Annotated in this window: 13 protein-coding genes; 5 read left to right on the top strand and 8 right to left on the bottom strand. The window is 41.5% G+C overall.

Annotation, left to right across the window (positions count from 1 at the left end; genetic code table 11):
- Positions 1-111: 111 nt before the first annotated feature.
- Positions 112-1,047, top strand: a complete 936-nt coding sequence (gene coaA, locus NST74_RS09715) for a type I pantothenate kinase (protein WP_341111733.1) — start codon at positions 112-114, stop codon at positions 1,045-1,047.
- A gap of 165 nt (positions 1,048-1,212) precedes the next feature.
- Entirely contained in the window at positions 1,213-2,217 is a 1,005-nt protein-coding gene (locus NST74_RS09710; protein ID WP_341111732.1) for a glycosyltransferase family 8 protein, read from the top strand.
- A gap of 119 nt (positions 2,218-2,336) precedes the next feature.
- Here NST74_RS09710 and NST74_RS09705 read toward each other — a convergent pair whose 3' ends face one another.
- The 6 genes from NST74_RS09705 to NST74_RS09680 form a co-directional block, all read right to left on the bottom strand.
- Positions 2,337-3,146 (bottom strand): acyltransferase domain-containing protein, encoded by an 810-nt coding sequence (locus NST74_RS09705; RefSeq protein ID WP_341111731.1) that lies wholly within the window; start codon positions 3,144-3,146, stop codon positions 2,337-2,339.
- A gap of 19 nt (positions 3,147-3,165) precedes the next feature.
- Positions 3,166-5,604: a glycoside hydrolase family 95 protein gene (locus tag NST74_RS09700; protein WP_341111729.1), complete on the bottom strand. Its 2,439-nt coding sequence runs from the start codon at positions 5,602-5,604 to the stop codon at positions 3,166-3,168.
- A gap of 13 nt (positions 5,605-5,617) precedes the next feature.
- Positions 5,618-6,901, bottom strand: coding sequence for a Gfo/Idh/MocA family protein (locus tag NST74_RS09695; protein ID WP_341111727.1), 1,284 nt, complete (start codon positions 6,899-6,901; stop codon positions 5,618-5,620).
- Between the two features lie 26 nt (positions 6,902-6,927).
- Positions 6,928-7,755: an ABC transporter permease subunit gene (locus tag NST74_RS09690; protein ID WP_081954048.1), complete on the bottom strand. Its 828-nt coding sequence runs from the start codon at positions 7,753-7,755 to the stop codon at positions 6,928-6,930.
- Positions 7,752-8,630, bottom strand: coding sequence for a carbohydrate ABC transporter permease (locus NST74_RS09685; RefSeq protein ID WP_341111726.1), 879 nt, complete (start codon positions 8,628-8,630; stop codon positions 7,752-7,754). Before NST74_RS09685 ends, NST74_RS09690 begins: the two co-directional genes overlap by 4 nt.
- Before the next feature lie 98 nt (positions 8,631-8,728).
- Complete coding sequence (locus NST74_RS09680) at positions 8,729-10,090, bottom strand: ABC transporter substrate-binding protein (RefSeq protein WP_341111725.1); 1,362 nt, start codon at positions 10,088-10,090, stop codon at positions 8,729-8,731.
- A gap of 174 nt (positions 10,091-10,264) precedes the next feature.
- Here NST74_RS09680 and NST74_RS09675 point away from each other — a divergent pair, with 174 nt between their 5' ends.
- Together NST74_RS09675 and NST74_RS09670 are read left to right on the top strand one after the other, a co-directional pair.
- Positions 10,265-12,106 carry a cache domain-containing sensor histidine kinase gene (locus tag NST74_RS09675; RefSeq protein ID WP_341111723.1) on the top strand — a complete coding sequence of 614 codons (1,842 nt, stop codon included), beginning with the start codon at positions 10,265-10,267 and terminating at the stop codon, positions 12,104-12,106.
- Positions 12,106-13,650: a response regulator transcription factor gene (locus tag NST74_RS09670; RefSeq protein ID WP_341111722.1), complete on the top strand. Its 1,545-nt coding sequence runs from the start codon at positions 12,106-12,108 to the stop codon at positions 13,648-13,650. The genes NST74_RS09675 and NST74_RS09670 overlap by 1 nt, the downstream gene beginning before the upstream one ends.
- Positions 13,651-13,747: 97 nt before the next feature.
- On the opposite strand, the gene NST74_RS09665 is transcribed toward NST74_RS09670, so the two are convergent.
- Positions 13,748-14,395, bottom strand: a complete 648-nt coding sequence (locus NST74_RS09665) for a hypothetical protein (protein ID WP_042126066.1) — start codon at positions 14,393-14,395, stop codon at positions 13,748-13,750.
- A 127-nt stretch (positions 14,396-14,522) separates the two neighbouring features.
- On the bottom strand, positions 14,523-16,610 hold the full coding sequence (locus tag NST74_RS09660) for an alpha/beta hydrolase fold domain-containing protein (RefSeq protein ID WP_341111721.1): 2,088 nt from the start codon (positions 16,608-16,610) through the stop codon (positions 14,523-14,525).
- A gap of 204 nt (positions 16,611-16,814) precedes the next feature.
- On the opposite strand from NST74_RS09660, the gene NST74_RS09655 reads away from it, so the two are divergent.
- A complete protein-coding gene (locus NST74_RS09655) occupies positions 16,815-17,180 on the top strand; it encodes a VOC family protein (protein ID WP_052414542.1) in 366 nt (121 codons plus the stop codon).
- Positions 17,181-17,233: the final 53 nt, after the last annotated feature.

The following is a 17,233-nucleotide window of genomic DNA, read 5'->3' as shown; positions in this document are numbered from 1 at the left end:
GCGTCCTTATAAGGGCGGTAAGCGTTTATGCGAGAAATATAAGACTTAAAGTATAGGCACATAACTTATACTTTCTTATATTTTAAAAAATCCAGGGATGTGGAAACTTTAATGGTGAATAATTCAGCATATACACTTTATTTACGTGAGGATTGGAAGAAACTAAGCGATTTCACCGCTATCCAATTATCAGAAGAAGAGCTTAGCGATATCCAAAGTATTAACGATAAGATTTCGATTGAGGATGTAAATGAGGTTTATCTTCCTCTATCCCAATTGATAAATCTGCAGCTTCAAGCCTCTCATAAATATAAAGAATCTATAAATCACTTTCTTAATAACGATCTAAAAAAAGGTCCTTTTATCATAGGCATCGCCGGAAGTGTAGCTGTTGGCAAGAGTACAACCGCTAGACTTCTTCAGAAACTCCTCTCTCAGCTACCATCTCATCCAAAAGTAGATTTAGTTACAACTGACGGGTTCTTACTTCCCAATGCGGAGCTAGAAAAGCGTGGAATCATGAAGAAAAAAGGATTTCCTGAAAGCTACGACACACGTAGTTTAATTTCATTTTTAACTAAAGTGAAGTCTGGTGTTTCGAGTGTTCAAAGCCCTGTCTACTCGCATCTAACTTATGATATTGTGCCAGATGAATATATCACGATCGAGAACCCGGACATCCTAATTGTTGAAGGATTAAATGTTCTTCAGACTAGTTTGAGGCTCAATCAAAGTGTGCCAAACTATTTTGTATCTGATTTCTTTGATTTTTCAATTTATGTGGATGCTGATGTGAATAATATAGAGAAATGGTATATTGATCGTTTTATTAAGCTTAGAGATACCGCCTTCCAAGATGAGCAATCTTATTTTAAAAAGTATGCGCAGTTATCACTAGAAGAATCTATCGAGATCTCGAAAAGAATATGGAAAGAAATCAATTTTGAAAATTTGATACACAATATTTTGCCTACCAGAAATCGCGCAGATCTTATTCTATTTAAAAATAACGACCATCACATAGATCGCATTAAGCTGCGAAAATAAAAAATGACAGTATTCTCACAAACCAAGTTCTGATGTACAGAGCTTGGTTTTTTTATATGAAAATCAAATTGGGTGAATATCGTAGGTGTAATGCCTCTATCCTCTCGTCAAGGCTAACGTATACTATGGTACATTCGTACACTATGAAGAGAGAGGATAAATCAAATGATTGAAATCGCCTTGGCCTTTCAAGATAAGGATGGACAATATGCCGAGCATGCCGGTGTTGTGTTAGCTTCAATTTTTCATCATACAAGTGCCCAAATTCATGTTCATATTTTACATGATGCCTCTTTAACCGAAAATAACAAGCGAAAGTTCAACAAGTTAATCGCCAAACATAATCATACGATAAGTTATTATTCGATCACTTTACCTGAGGATATGCTTCAGGTGCTTGCCAATATTAACTCCATCGATGTTTGGACACAGGCATGCATGTACCGCTTACTTCTTCCTTCGATCACACCCGCTGAAAAAATTATTTATCTGGATTGTGATGTATTGGTAACCATGGACATTAATGAGCTATGGCAAGTTGAGCTAAACGACAAATATTTAGGAGCGATCTGGGATCAGGGCATCATGGAGGTAGCGCCTATAGTAAGCGCCAAAGGGCTAAATCCTGAGACTTATTTTAATTCTGGAGTAATCTTATTTGGTTTGAATAATATCCGCCAGAATACGAACTGGTACCAAGAGATGCTGAACTTTTTGCGTACTTTCCCTGACGTCACCATGCCGGATCAGGATGTTCTGAATGCGGTTTTTGGAGCAAATTATCTTCCACTCGATATCCGGTTTAATTCATTTAACATGGCCATCGTAGATCATGACTACAATAATAAAATTGTCCATTTTGCCGGAGATGAAAAATGCTGGAATAAAGATTCCTCAGGGTTGGCGCTATATCGCAAATTCCTAAATCTAACCCCTTGGAGAGCTTTTAAAGCCAAATTAAAACGAAGAAAACGGAAAGTCAGCTATGTTAAGCGGCGCTTCACACGAAAAAGTAATAGACGAATCATTTATAAACGTAAAATAAAAATTATTCGTACAAGAATCTCACCTCTTTCGCTGTTTCAATTGAAATTAATCCGAACAATTAGAAGAAGAAAAGGGACCGTGATCAATACAAGAATTCAATATCAACGACGAATTAAACGTTAAAAAACAGCCCTTATGAACAAAAACCCCCCCTCAGAATGAAATTCTAGGGGGGCTGACGAAAAACCTACTGAAACTTGATTTCAACACATGCATATTATTTTCGATCCAGATCATTACACTTACTTATGTACTTTAATCCCATAACCACTTCCTAGCTTCCCTCCAGCAATTAGAAAGTTTTTTGCATTCCGTTGCAATCGGGTATTTTCTTCGTAATCATGAGGGCTCTCGTTTAGCTTATTAAATATTCTTTCTTCTGCTTCCTTAGAACTCTTATCGACCTCATAAATGTTAAACTGACTTTGAAACTGAAGAATATTAGATTCCGGGTTCAAGATCTGACTTAATTCCGGATCAAGCAGCCATGAATGACAAATAAACACTGGAGATATCCCTCTAAAAAAAGCTCTAGCTAACTGAAAGGACTCCTCCACACTTTGAACTGATAAAGGTTCTCCCGCTGGAATGTGCACATTAAGCACGATTTGATGGGTTAAGATTCTACAACCGTCAACGACTAAATCCCGGTCCATCGCAAAAGGTTGAAATTGCATTCTTCCCAACCGAAATAACCGAAGCTGAACATGCTCTTGCAGCCAATTATATTCTTCAATACCATATTCACCGTAATCACGCTGACATTGCATGCACCAAATCTGAATATCTGAGAACGTATCGTAATAGATCTCATCCTCAATGTTACGAATACGATACTCTTCATAAGCATCTACTGCGAATCTCACAAATAAATATAATAGCAGCTTTCGATAGCCCTCCGAAGATTTCACAGATTCAAAAAAAGAAAATCTGTCAAAATAAAAATGCTGTTTATAAACAAGATATTCTTCCTCTTTCATCTGAAACTCACAAACCTGCTGTCTAGCCGCTGGATCCAGCTTAATCCCTTCACACAATGCTCTGATGTTCACTATAAATCCCCCTTAGTCCCTATGGGTACAGTACACCCTTCATAAATACATCCTCACCCGCGGGAATAAAAAATTCATAACTATAGAAGCCATTTCGTGTTGTGCATAACATAGAATCTAGTGCTTCTGTTGTCAACGGAATCGCTGACCGTACTCTGCATAGGCTACCATTGTCAGACCCCATTGAAACCTCGGTTATCTTCCCATTACTCCACGACATATTCACGGTGAAGCCGCTTCTTGCCCGCAATCCTCTTACACTTCCCTCACGCCATTGCGGCGGTAACGCAGGTAAGAGATGAATTTCGTCCTCATGACTATGCAGCAATAGCTCTCCGATAGCGGCAGTGGTGCCGAAATTACCATCGATTTGAAAGATTGAGCGAGAATAGTCTATGGTAGTATCCACCATATACGGATGCCCATCCAGTAGATTAGGAAAGGTTGAGGTTCGAAGTAACGATAGCCAGCTCTTGTGAAACTCAGCTCCATTCCGTAATCTTGCCCACAATGCCATGCTCCAGGCACAGCTCCAGCCCGTATATCCGCCGCCATTAGCCAGCCGATGTTCCAATGATCGTCTGCAAGCTTGAACAAACTCGACATCTCTATCATATTGAAGTAGATCACCAGGATACAAGCCATATAAATGGGACAAATGCCGATGTCCAGGCTCCCATTCTTCAAAATCCTCAGCCCATTCTTGCAGGCGCCCCCCGCTTCCTATTTGTAGGGGATAGAGCTTCGATAGAGCATTAAACAGCTCCACTCTCAATTTCGCATCCTGATTCAGAATTTCCGATGCGTCGATACAATGCGAGAATAGCTCGCGGATGAGTAAAAGATCTAACGTAGATGCTTTCGTTACCGCACAAGGATCTCCTGCTTTAGTGACAAATTTATTCTCTGGTGATGTAGAGGGATTAGTGACAAGAAACGGCGATTTGTCATCTGGGACTAGCCAATCCAAGTAGAATAGCGCGGCTTCTTTCATTATGGGATATGCGTCCTTCTCCAGATAAACGCTATCCTCTTTAAAAGAATAGTGCTCCCACAGATGCCTGCATAACCATGCTCCAGCCATCGGCCATAACGCCCAGACAGCCTGCCCGCTTGCGGGAGATGTATCCAGCCAAATATCTACGTTGTGGTGAGCGACCCAACCTCTGCAATCATAGTGAATGCGTGCTGTTCTTTTCCCTTTAGATGACAACTTACGAATCCAGGCAAGCAAGGGTTTATGACATTCGCTTAAATTAGCTGTTTCCACATGCCAGTAATTCATTTGGATATTAATATTCGTCGTCCAATTACTTCCCCAAGGCGCTCTGATCTCCTTACTCCATATCCCTTGCAGGTTCGCGGGCTGAGATCCTTCTCGAGAGCTCGAAATAAGCAAATATCGTCCGTAATGATAATACAGTGCAGCCAGTGCCGGATCCTCTGCCCCGTCCTTAACAGCCTCAAGCCGGAGATCAGTTGGCAGGAGAGAAGTGCTTGTAGTTTCAAGCCTCAGCTCAACGCGTTCTAACAGCTCGCCTATATCTGCAAGATGTCGTTCCTTCAGCTCCGCATAGGTGATCATGCTTCCTTTATTCAATCGGAGCAAGCCTATGGCATTCAAATCCAATTCAGGAGTGCAAGAATTCGACCCTTCTTCAGAAAAATCAGTTACCGCAGATATTAGGATCATTACACTATCCGCTTGGCGGATCTCCAAATCTCCATTATCGTTCCAATTGATACTACCGTTATCCACGGTCATACGCAGACTAATTGCATAACGAAGTCCCAAGCCTTCTTCATAAAGTATGGGGCTAGGATGATCCTCCACATAGTTTGGTTCTACATGACTTGGGCAATTCCCCTGTATCATCACATCGACTGATGAATCATCCATACTTCGTACAATTTGACCATTACGCTGGAGCAAGCTTTCCAGTTTCACAGATAACAAGAGGCTTCCTCTCCTACCCGCGCTGGTGTATTTAAGGACAATAAGTTTGTCTGGAGCACTGGCGAAAGCTTCACGAGTGTAACTCATCCCTTCCGAAAAAAACGAACTGGATACAATACCGGTCTTCAGGTTTAGTTCCCGCTCGTACTGCTCGATAGCTTGAAGTCCATGCTGTCGAATATGAAGGGTCCCTAAAGGAAGATACGATTCATTCCAAGACCCTAACATATGACGCTCCGCAATCTCTTCTGCCTCTTTAAATCGCCCATGCGTGACTGCCTCTCTTATTCGGGCAAGATGTCTGATGGCATCATAATTATTAGGATCTCTGGAGAATCCAGACCATAGTGTATCTTCATTCAGATCTATTCTTTCGGATTCGACTCCGCCAAACACCATTCCACCTAGCTTGCCGTTACCAATGGGTAATGCTTCTTCCCAGCTAGCCGCGGGCTGTAGATACCATAATCTATTGCTGGAATCAGGTCCTAGGGTAGTCATAATTTCCTCCACATTACACAGTCACCTTTTGCCTCAGAGATTCTATATACTCAGGCATTTGAATGACGCGGTTTTCGAGCCTTGACGTTTCCGCGGCAAAAGCCATGAGATGACTTTGGACAGACACAACAGCGGAAGATCGAGAGTTTTGTCCACTTCCCTTTTGTACTAGCTTAATGAAATCTTTCATAATTCCCTCGTCCCCTCCCCCATGTCCGGTATCGGAGGCACGTAACTTAATCAGCTTTTTGCGACCGGACACGAAATCCGTTATCTCAATTGTATTGTCTTCCATATGCCCCTTAATCTCACCCTTAGTTCCCTGTAATCTGATGATGCGCTCGCTATCATTCGAGAAGGCTGTCATTGTAAAGGAGGCTGTCACGTTATTAGCAAATTCAAGATTTACTACCTGATGATCCACTACATCATTATCGCAATGATACACGCATCGGCCATACGGTCCCTCTCTTAAGGCTGTCATAATTCCCTCATAGCTAGTATCGTTGGTCAAATAAGCCCGTAAATACTTTCCTTGCCAATCCTCTTTATCAATTAAATAGAATCTTGGCGCATAAAAGGCGCATTCATCTCTCACAGGACAACCATCTGTACATCTTAACGGCGCTCCTGCGGGTGCATTTTCCTTTGTAAAATGGCTAAGCGAGCCAAATGAAGATACCCTCCTGCATTCTTCTCCAATAAGCCAGAGAAGAATGTCTAAATCATGACAGGATTTCTGCAGAATCATTGGACTGGACTCCGCTGCGTTTCTCCAGTTTCCCCGCACAAAGCTATGCGCCTGATGCCAATAACCTACATTCTCAAGATGCTGCACCGTCATCAGATTTCCGATTTCCCCATCCTCAAGCAGATCCTTTAGGGTCATGAAGAAATGGTTATACCGCAAGACATGGCAGATCGCAAAGATTCTATTGTATTTTTTAGCGTATTCCCCCATGATAAAACACTCTTCTGGGTTGTTAGACATCGGTTTTTCCAAAAGCACATGGTATCCCATTTCCAATGCTTTAATGGTTGGTTCAAAGTGCATATTATCCTGTGTACAGATCAGAACAGCATCCGCGAGCTTTTCACCAGAAAGTAAATCCTCCCAGGTCGTAAATGCATTCTGCGCTTTAATATCAAATGAGTTCTTGATGCCCTCTCTTCTCTGAACATCAGGATCAGCAACGGCGACAATCTGGATCTCATCCGGATATCTCAGTGCATATGGCGCATAAGCTACAGCACCCCGTCCTCCCGCTCCAATCAATGCTACAGTTATTCTCTTCAAAGTAACCTCTCCCTTAATCGCAATGGTTAACCTTTAACAGCTCCTGTTGTCATGCCCGAAATAATGTATCTTTGGCCTGCAAGATAGATGATAAGCACAGGAATCAATGCAATCGTTATATAAGCACACACGAGTCCGTAATTGTAGGTGTACAGCTGTTGGAAATTGAACACGCCCATAGGCATCGTCCACATCGATGTTTTAGGTACAAGGAACAAGACATTGCTGAAATCATTCCATATAGCGGTAAAGGTAAGCACGATATTCGTCGAGACCACCGGCAGCAATAAAGGAAAAATAACTTGGAAGAACATTCGCAGCGGACCACAACCATCGACCACCGAAGCTTCATCCATCTCCCGTGGAACCCCTTGCATAAAGCTGTAATAAATCAAAATGGAGAAAGCGATTTGACCTGCCAAATCTACCATAATTAATCCGGAAAAATTGTTTCCCATGTTCAGTAGCTGTAGCAGCTTAATCGCAGGAATAAAAGAAAAGGGTGCGATCATACCCGTAAGTAGAAACTTATAAGTGAAGTTAGTAAATGCATTTCGATTTCTTTGAATGATGAAAGCGGAGTAAGAACATAGAAGAACGGTTAAGACCGTGACTACAGTTGAGACAAACATACCATTGAGGAATCCCCGCCAGATCTGTCCTTGCGTAAATGCTGTTGCAAAATTCTCGAACATATAAGTCTTCGGAAGACTTAAGTTCATTATTTTGGACTCTGTCTCATCCTTGATGGAAGTTAATAGAATAAGGATAAAAGGAACCAAGTAAATAATAGCTAAGAGTAGCGCCGCAATATAAGTTAGTACCTTGCCTGTCTTCGATGCCACACTCATCATTGCGACTCCTTTCTATTATTAAAATAAGTAATAATCATGGCCACCACAGTAATAATGATGAACTGAATCACACTAATAGCCGCAGGGTATCCAATGGAGCCTGATGACATTGATTTGACCAGAAAGGTGGACATCACTTCTGTCGCATGACCCGGTCCTCCTCTAGTCATCGCATAAATGATATCGAAGGCTTTAAGCCCTGAGATAATGCTTAATAAAAAGCTGAGATTTAAAGTCCCCATAATGTATGGGAGTGTAATTTGAAAAAACTTAGTAAATGCTCCCGCTCCGTCAATATCAGAACATTCAATTACTTCTTTAGGCACGGATTGCAGCGCCGCAAGAATCAGCAGCATGGACCAACCAGCCCCAACCCACACATCGACAGCAATCACTGAATACATAGCTAGCGTGAAGCTTCCTAGCCAATCATTGACCAAGCCATGAAGTCCCACAGCTGCGAAAAAGCCATTGAGGAATCCATCGTAGCTGAGAATATAATTAAAGATGATGGCGACCATAATCGTGCCAAACATAATCGGCAAATAAATCAATGCACGAAGGAAGTGATTTCCTCTAAATCTCCGGTTTAAGAGAAGTGCTGCCAGCAGTCCGATTATTGTTTTGCCAAGTGCATCTAAGATCGCAAATTTGAATTGATTCCATATACTGAAGAAAAAATCAGCTCCATCACTAAAGAGCAGCTTATAGTTTTCGAGTCCGACAAAGGTAACCCCTGAAGATTTAATACTTGCATCCGTCAAGGAATAAAGGAGTCCCAATATAGCAGGAGAAACATAAAACACAGTGAAAATTAGAAGAATAGGAATCAAATAGATTACCGGATAATTTTTTTTCTTATAGTTCTGTTGCACGTAGCAGTCCTCCATCCTTCCACTATTAGAGCTATACCCGCCTCGCTTGGCAGGTATAGCTCTTCTCTGTTCTCAGTAGAAAAAGCATTTCGTTTATATTAAAATCCAGGAATTTTTGCGATTTTAGCGTTTTTCAAGAACACCTCACCATGCTTTTTAACGAATCCATCTGCTGTGATTCTACCTACTAGAAGCTCTGCATATGCCGCGACAACGTCGTCATAAGGGAGTGGAATGATATAAGCGTCATCGCCATGCTTTGAGATTTTACCTTCATTAACGATGTTCTGAATTTCCGTCAACGCTTCCGTCATCTTGTTAGACACATCAATATCCTTGTATGGACTTACACCCGGAGAAACCTCTAAATAGGCTTGTGCTTGTTCTTTATCTGATAGGAATCTGAGCAGATCTTTCGCTTCTTCTGGATGCTTGCTTTTCTTAGAGATGAACACATGAGTTGCACCGCTTAAAGCAATCGATTGTGAACCGTCTTTATTAGGAAGCGGGAAGAACGCAATTTCCGCATTAGCGTCAAGCTTATAAAGTTCAGGAACTACAAAGTCCCCTTGGAAAATGATTGCAGCATCTCCCGAAACGATTGCCTGCTGTTGCTTTTCGTAAGTGGCCGTCAACAAATCTTTATTCAAGTACCCTTTTTTCGCCCACTCTTCGAGCTGTTTATACTGATATACAAATTCGGGGATATCCTTCCACTGCACTTCATTTTTATTTAATTTATCCCACACCGCAGGATCAGCGCCGCCAATAATACCGTTTACAGCATTACGATGCTGCAGCATGGTCCATCCGTCTTTAGCTGCAAAATAAATCGGTGTCTTTCCGCTCGCTTTAATAGCTTCGAGAACCTTATTGAATTCTTCCGTAGTTTTAGGTGCGGACAATCCCAGTTCTGTAAATACTTTTTTATTGTAAAATGCACCCCAAGAGCCTAAAGCCATCGATGATGGAAAAGCATAAATTTTCTCATCCGTATACTTCAACGATTGAAGTGCGATATCATTCAGACGAGATTCAAATGCCTCTCCGCTAATTTCCAGCAATTGATTCGGCACATCATATTTTTGATAAGACCCGAAGAATACATCTATATCTCCACCACCGGACAATTTTGCTTTCACAAGGTTGTCGTATTGATCGTCTTGAATCGCTTGAATATCCACCTTATTGCCGGTCTTCGCTTCCCATTTTGCGATTAGATCTTTAATGCCGCCATAGTTTAATTGACTAGCTGCTGCAAGATAACTGATCGTTACGGGCTCTGATTTCACTTCTGTCTCTTGTGGTGCTTCCGTCGCCGTGACAGCCGCATTAGACTTTTCAGGTGCTGCAGCGGCATTGGTGTTGGCGTTGGAAGAAGTGCTTCCGCAACCTGATAATACCGGGATGAGTGCGCCCAACAATAACACCGACAATGTTTTCTTTTGAAGCTGCTTCATACTGTAACCCCCCTGTTTTTCGATTCCAACGTACTAGCTCGAAATCGTTAAATCTAATGTAATCGCATTCGATCATTTAAGAAATATAAAAATCTGACTATCTGATTTATACTTTTTTGATTACAATGTTTGTGTTATGATGCACTTGATTTTAACCTTTAGAGGAGATAATGTATGTTTAGTAAACTTGGATTTCAGAATAAAGTCATTGTTACCATTATGGGTATCTTCTTTCTAATCCTGCTTCTGTCCATGGTTTACTTGTATACTTACATGAAATCAATGCTAATTCAGACTGAACTGGCAGGGCTCATTCCTACAACACAGAAGATCTCAGACCAAGTGGATACGTTGTACAAGCAGCTAGATTATGCAGCGTTAGGATTTACGAATAACCAAGATAATTTGGACGTCATGGTGGAGTTAAACAGCGATGTACCCTCGGATTCCATGAGTAATCTAGTCTCTCAAAACAAGCTGGCCCACAATTTAAATGCGATTTATAACGTGGTTAGCGATCTTCACAAGGTCATTGTTTTCGTGCCAGATAAAGATATTTTCTTTCCTTATTTCAGAACAGAGCATCTGTTCAAGAACATCCCAATGCCCTATTCCAAGCCATCTTCCCTTAATGAGCTCTTCGTCAAAGATAAGCTATTTGCTGCACTCCCTCCGCATCCAGATGTTTGGTCAACTGAGCCAGAAACCGTCATTTCCGTTGTAAGAAAATTCAGCACACCTTATTCTACAGATTTTGGAATGTTAGAAATTCAATTGCCTTATAAGAGCCTGGAGCTCATTACTAGAATCGAAAATCAGCAGTCGGGGAAACAGGTTTATATTTTTGATGACAATGGAACGCTTGTATTTCCTTACAATCGCTCAACAGACAATCATCATCAAGCCTTGCTGACAACGCTTTCCAAACAATTGCAAGAGCATATTCCTATCTCCGGAAAATTCAAACAAGAGGACCAATTAACGCTGCTAAGCACCTATAACTCGGGCTATTTGGGCTGGACCACTGTCGTAGCCGATGATGGGATTTCATTACAGGCTAATCTTCAACGTTATCGCACAATTCTCATTACGATAGGGTTTCTAACCCTACTTGCTGTGCTGATCATCTACTATTTTGCTATACGAAAACTAATGAAGCCGTTAAAAGCACTGACAAAAACAGTCCGGGCAGTGAGCTTAAACAACCTCTCCTTCAACCAGAATCCTACTCCCAATGAGCACTTTGAATATAACGAACTGATTATGCTGAACCGCTCTTTTGAGAAGATGATAGAAAAGCTTAAACAGGCGATTAATACGGAATATGAGTCACGCATCCGGGAAATTGAGGCCAACTATTCTGCCCTTCAGGCACAGATTAACCCACATTTTCTATACAACACACTGAACGTTATTGCCATCCACTGCGAAGAGTCAGGTTCTATCATTGCAGAAGATATGTGTCTAAGACTTGCAGAGATGATGAGATACAGCGGTTCTTCTTCAGGTACAGACGTGCTGTTAGCAGAAGAGATTAAGTATTCTATCTATTATCTGGAACTCATGAAGCTTCATTATGAGAACAGCTTATTTTATGAAATAGATATTCCTGACACTATGAACATCCTTTATTTCCCGAAATTATCCTTGCAGCCCTTTGTGGAAAATGCGATAAATCACGGGTTCGATAAAAGCTTTCCTCCTTGGAAAATTACAATTAAAGGACGATTTACTACCGTAAATGATTGGGAGCTAGTAATTCAGGACAATGGTTCAGGATTTGAACAGACGGTACTCCAGGATCTGAATCAAAAGCTAACAGCATACCGCTCCAATTTTATCGAAGGCAAGCTGTTGAAGAATCTTCAAATCTCGGGAATGGGCATGCTGAACACCTTTATACGATTAGTCATTCATTTCGGAGAAAATTTCTATTTCACGGTATCCAATGTTGGAGAACACGGTGCCCGGATTTGCTTCGGTGTCAAGGAGAGGTCAGACGAGGAGGTAAAGTGATGATGATATCCATCATGGTTGTGGAAGATAAACATCCTATTTTAAGAAATCTAGTTAAGAAAATCGGAAGCTTTAGCCCTCGTTTACAGGTAATTGGTGAAGCCACGGATGGGATAACCGCACTAGAGATGTGTCTTCGCTTAAAGCCTCAGATCGTGTTCACCGATATTCGCATGCCTGGAATGGATGGTCTGGAATTGATTACGGAAATAAAGAAAGTACACCCAGATACGCTCTTCATTATTATTAGCGGCTATAACGATTTTGAATATGCTAGAGAGGCTTTGCGTCTTGGCGTACGGGAATTCCTCTTAAAACCTGTTACCCAAGCGGCTTTGAACGAGGTATTAGAAAATGTCACTCAATTAGCTCACACCCATAATGTCACTAAGGAACAACAGCTATTATCGGATTTACTTCGAGGAAGAGCTGTTCTGTCGTTCGATAAATATGAGCAAATGAATCATAAATGCTTCTCCATTCTTGTCATTTGTGCGGGTTCCATCTCAAGATTTCCTATAGACTTATCTAATCCGTCCAATGACTTTTGGCTGAAAAATGATTTGGCAAGCTTTCTTTCTATTCCTATGAATACAGCATATGATAATGCTTGGGTGTTTGATGGCGAGTCTATGAATGAAATGGTTGTGGTCTTCAGCTATAAACAAGGGCTTACAATCGATTTCACAGAGATTTATAACTTATTCCTATCAAAGTATGAAGCACACGAGCAGCTTTTTACTTTTGCCGTAAGCAATAGCGTCGAGAATCTATCGAAGCTAAGGTTAGAATATCAGCTAAGTCGAATGATTTTAGGCAAAAACGCTATTTTCGCCAAATCTAGCCTTCTGTTCGTTAAAGACTTCTCTCTAAACTCTCACTCCACCATCGATCTTGATAAGGCTTTTGACACAAAGAAGATCATTTCTTTCATCAAAAATCAAAAAAGAGAAGCCTTTTATTGCGAATTAGAGACAAACTTCGCTTCCTGGAACGAGCAGAATTATACCCAAAGTGACGTTGAGTTATGCTTATCTCAAATCTTGTATAATGCCTGTAACGCCACTTTACAAAAGCATATCGTGAATAGTGATCTAAATCTGGAACTTGATGAAGTCATCTCAAACTCCAAAGATTACCCAGCCTTGCTTAAAAATATTACGTTTCTGTTTAATAAATTCTTCTACTCTGCGCAAGGGTCTGAGCCTGCCTCCGGTTCCGCCAAATGGATTGTAGAGACGGTAGCAACCTACTTCAATGATCATTTGTCTGATGAAATCGCGATCGCAGATATTGCTGATATGGTTAATCTCAATGTGTCCTTTTTAAGCAGAGAATTTAAGAAACATAAGGGCTCCGCACCCATCGAATATCTAACACAGCTTAGAATTGAAAAAGCAAAACTGTTGATTAAGGATACCTCCTCCAATCTCAAGTTTAAAGATATCGCAGATATGGTTGGTTATAACAATCAATATTATTTCAGTAAAGTATTTAAACTTATTACAGGATTAACGCCTAGCGAATTCAAAAGTGCTTTCTGATTCAAACCTTTTTAGTTAAATTACTGCTTTATACAACAAAGAAACGGCATTTCTGCCGTTTCTTTGGGTTATGGATGGCCAGGGCTCAGAGCCTGTTTTACTCCAATCCATGTTCTTTACGGATGTTATACATACCTTGAACAAGCAGCTCGGAAGGATCCCGATTCAATTGCAAGTGGGTTAACAATAAATGCAGTGGGAACGCGCATACGTTATTCCCATCGGTTATTGCTGGAAATCCAGCCTCGAACACCGGACCGAGTTTCTCATTCCAAGCTAGGCCGACATGTACATCCTCCGGCGCAAATTCTTCGGTGATTTCTTTAATACATTGCGGAACTAATACATTGTCTATAATCGCTTTAGCTTCTTCTTCACTTGAAGGCGGTTTTGGAAGCGTTTTGCCTCCCTCAATCTTCATCAGATCAACAAAGAATGAAGCCATCCATGCTGCAGGATCCTTACCCGATTGGAATCTTGCAATCAATTCACGCAGAAAAAATCCGCAAGAATAGACATGATCTAACTCAGACTTTACGTGAAAAACAAAAACCGGGCCGTAGGCCTCCATATTTAACACTTGTCCTTCAACGTCTTGAAAGTGTACTCTCAAAGCTACGAGGCCGTTATGATGAACAGCCATCACTAGCTTATTCATATCCTCCTCAGACATTTCTGGATCACTGGTTATTTCCTCGTTCTCGTTTGTTGGTTCCTCGTTCTCATTGGTTATCTCATTAGTCATTTTAAATTCCCTCCCGATCCTATCATACCATCTAGCGAATTGATCTGACACTTTAAAAATAGACAAATTCCTACCAGTTGGGGAGAAAATAAATAAACGGCATCTCTGCCGTTTATTAAAGATTCTATCAATCCGTCAAAAACAGATCCCCAAAGGCATTAACATCCTTCGAAGTCCCTATACCACTGTTGTATTCTAACCAGCCTCTACGCCCCTCGCCGTCATTATCATTAACCAGCAGCGAAAATTTAAGCTTCATTCCTTGCTTCACCTGTGTAATGTCGTAGCTCAGTTCATGCCACGGGATGGCTAATTCGTAGCTGGTTGTTGAACCAGAACGTTCTATCGCATACTTCAGCTCTATCGCATCATTTATATTGAAACCCCTTGGAGTTAGCCAGCGCCACTTGAGTAAATTCCCTGCATTTCCCCTAGCCACACCCAGTTCATGGTACTCTGAGGGAACTGTTCCATCTGTTTTTGCAATGCCAATGCCAATCTGGATGCTGTCCCCACTCCAAATAGCATCACCCGATGCTGACTGTTCATGCTTGTCATCTATAACTTCTACCCCTAGATAAAGGCTATCCGTATCCCACGCTAAGAAACCGGTCGCGCTGATATCCTGCTCCCCTCGCCAACCATTGATCTTGATATCCTTCACATTAAAGCGAGCCTGATCACTCCAATCAGATAGGTTACCATTGATTTCAACGGGCTTACTGAGTTTTGGCAACAACAGCGCGTTGAAGGAATCTAAAGTCGTTTGCAATAGATTGCCTATATCATTAAAAGATTTAAGTGTCCGTTGTCCCCATGCAAGCTCAGGAATCTCTAGCCGCACGCTTTTTCCCGGTTCTAGATTCTCGACAGAAGCGCTATATGTCCCCTGAGTAGAACGTCCTGTCTCATAATCGGCTTCCACTGAACCGCTGAAAATATTCGTAGACTGATTCGTAACATCCATATGAGTCCTTATCTCTTTGGCAGATGCATCATAAAATGTCTCATATTTCACCGTAAGCGGATCGATTACGTTGACATTGACAGCGAAGCTCATTGCTGTTTTAGGATCTTCGCCGCGCGAGACGAACAGCGAATCGTTTCCTCTCACCAAGCCTTCCGGCACCTGAATCCAAAGTCTGTCTTCTTCCTTCTCATCACGAAGTATCCAACCCTCCGGTAAATCGATGTTCATCGGCTCCTTCGAGGGACTGCGATAGGCCTCAGGCAGCTTAATATTAAAGGCATCTCCAGCAGCAATAGAAATACCGGAAATCTCCGGCAGCTTTGCAAGTGCTGGACTATTCATGACATTCCATAGAAAATGTGTTGTCGTCTCCATAATCTCATCGATGTATTTTTCATTCTTGTAATCATGTCCGACACCTTCCATAGTTAGTAGATTATGATACACTCCTATCTCTTTCAATTGTTCAGCCAATTCAACACTTTGCTGGTACGGCACCAGTTTGTCTATTGTTCCATGAATGATGAGGACTGGCGGCAGCTTGCTATCCGCACTTGTCGTCAGATCCCCCCCATAAATATCTACAATCGAAAATATAGATTTAATGATCGATGGATTCTTTGATACATATTGATTGACAAAGTTTATGGCTAGATGCCCTCCCGCCGAATCACCGCCGATCACAATACGGCTTGCATCCATTCCGTAAAGCTCTGCGTTATCGTTGATCCATTTAATCACATCGCTTATATCCTCATAAGCGTCATTAAGCGTGTGGGTGAAGTTAGTAAACGGATCTTTTTTCAGCCTATAATCGATGGACAATACAGCATATCCTCGCTCTGCCAATCCCGTAGAAAAGTCCGCTGCATCATACTTATCCCCTCCTGTATAACCCCCACCGTGAATAAAAATAAATACAGGTCTCTTCTTGTTATCATCACCTGACGGCTCGTACAGATCGAGTTTCAGCGGTTCAACAGCATCCGTCTCATTCTTCTTACTCGCATACAAAATATCTCCTTGCACTGTAACCTTATAAGCGGGAGTCAGGTACTGAACCGGAATTTGTCCGTTATTCACAGTAACTTTAACCACTGTTGTGCTACTGTCATTAGCATTCACTTTAGCCACCTCTTTCCCCTCCTTTTCTAAAGCGCTCTTACTCTCTCGGTTATTCAGTAACAACCAGGAACTTAGAACGATTACTAGGATCGTAAGAACGTAAATAAGTCTACGCTTCATTATGACCACCTCCCAGAATGATTTTGGATTCAAAAAAAGTAATATAATTCCAATATCATCATTTTAAAATTCAACTAATCGTTTAACAATTATGTATTCCTTCGCGAATTAGGTTCAATATTACGAACTTTTAGGGAATAAGATAGCGTATAATTTGAAGAAACGGCTTTGTCGTAGAATTTGATAGAGGAGGACATTACAATCATGAAGTTGAGTATGAATTGGATAACGCTCAGAGTGCGCGATCTGGAGGCTTCTCTTGATTTTTATAACCGTATTCTAGGACTTCCCATGGATCGCAGATTTGAGAGTAGAGGAAAACAGATTGTTATGTTAGGCACTGCAGAGCAGCCGAAAATCGAGCTTATTCAGGGCAGCGACCCGGCTCTAAAGCCAGAATGCGGCGTTTCCGTTGGTTTCGAAGTGGAATCGCTCGACAACGCCATAGCGCATTTGAAAAGCCATGGCATTCCCGTCGCACGCGGACCGATCGCACCCAATCCACATTTACGATTCTTTTATATACTGGACCCGGACGGCTTCGAGGTGCAATTAGCGGAGCATAGCTAGACTAGCGCTTGTCCAGTGCTAAGCAATCAAAAAATGCCATGCAAGCAATAGCT

This window comes from Paenibacillus sp. FSL F4-0125 (assembly GCF_038008565.1).
Taxonomy (GTDB): domain Bacteria; phylum Bacillota; class Bacilli; order Paenibacillales; family Paenibacillaceae; genus Paenibacillus_AQ.
This window is presented reverse-complemented; position numbering and strand designations above follow the sequence as displayed.

What these genes read in the sequence shown, in the direction of transcription:
- NST74_RS09710 (WP_341111732.1), top strand. Translation starts at nt 1,213, where the DNA reads ATGATTGAAATCGCCTTGGCCTTTCAAGATAAGGATGGACAATATGCC.
- NST74_RS09670 (WP_341111722.1), top strand. Translation starts at nt 12,106, where the DNA reads ATGATGATATCCATCATGGTTGTGGAAGATAAACATCCTATTTTAAGA.
- NST74_RS09675 (WP_341111723.1), top strand. Translation starts at nt 10,265, where the DNA reads ATGTTTAGTAAACTTGGATTTCAGAATAAAGTCATTGTTACCATTATG.
- coaA (WP_341111733.1), top strand. Translation starts at nt 112, where the DNA reads ATGGTGAATAATTCAGCATATACACTTTATTTACGTGAGGATTGGAAG.
- NST74_RS09690 (WP_081954048.1), bottom strand. Translation starts at nt 7,755, where the DNA reads ATGATGAGTGTGGCATCGAAGACAGGCAAGGTACTAACTTATATTGCG.
- NST74_RS09655 (WP_052414542.1), top strand. Translation starts at nt 16,815, where the DNA reads ATGAAGTTGAGTATGAATTGGATAACGCTCAGAGTGCGCGATCTGGAG.
- NST74_RS09680 (WP_341111725.1), bottom strand. Translation starts at nt 10,090, where the DNA reads ATGAAGCAGCTTCAAAAGAAAACATTGTCGGTGTTATTGTTGGGCGCA.
- NST74_RS09700 (WP_341111729.1), bottom strand. Translation starts at nt 5,604, where the DNA reads ATGACTACCCTAGGACCTGATTCCAGCAATAGATTATGGTATCTACAG.
- NST74_RS09665 (WP_042126066.1), bottom strand. Translation starts at nt 14,395, where the DNA reads ATGACTAATGAGATAACCAATGAGAACGAGGAACCAACAAACGAGAAC.
- NST74_RS09660 (WP_341111721.1), bottom strand. Translation starts at nt 16,610, where the DNA reads ATGAAGCGTAGACTTATTTACGTTCTTACGATCCTAGTAATCGTTCTA.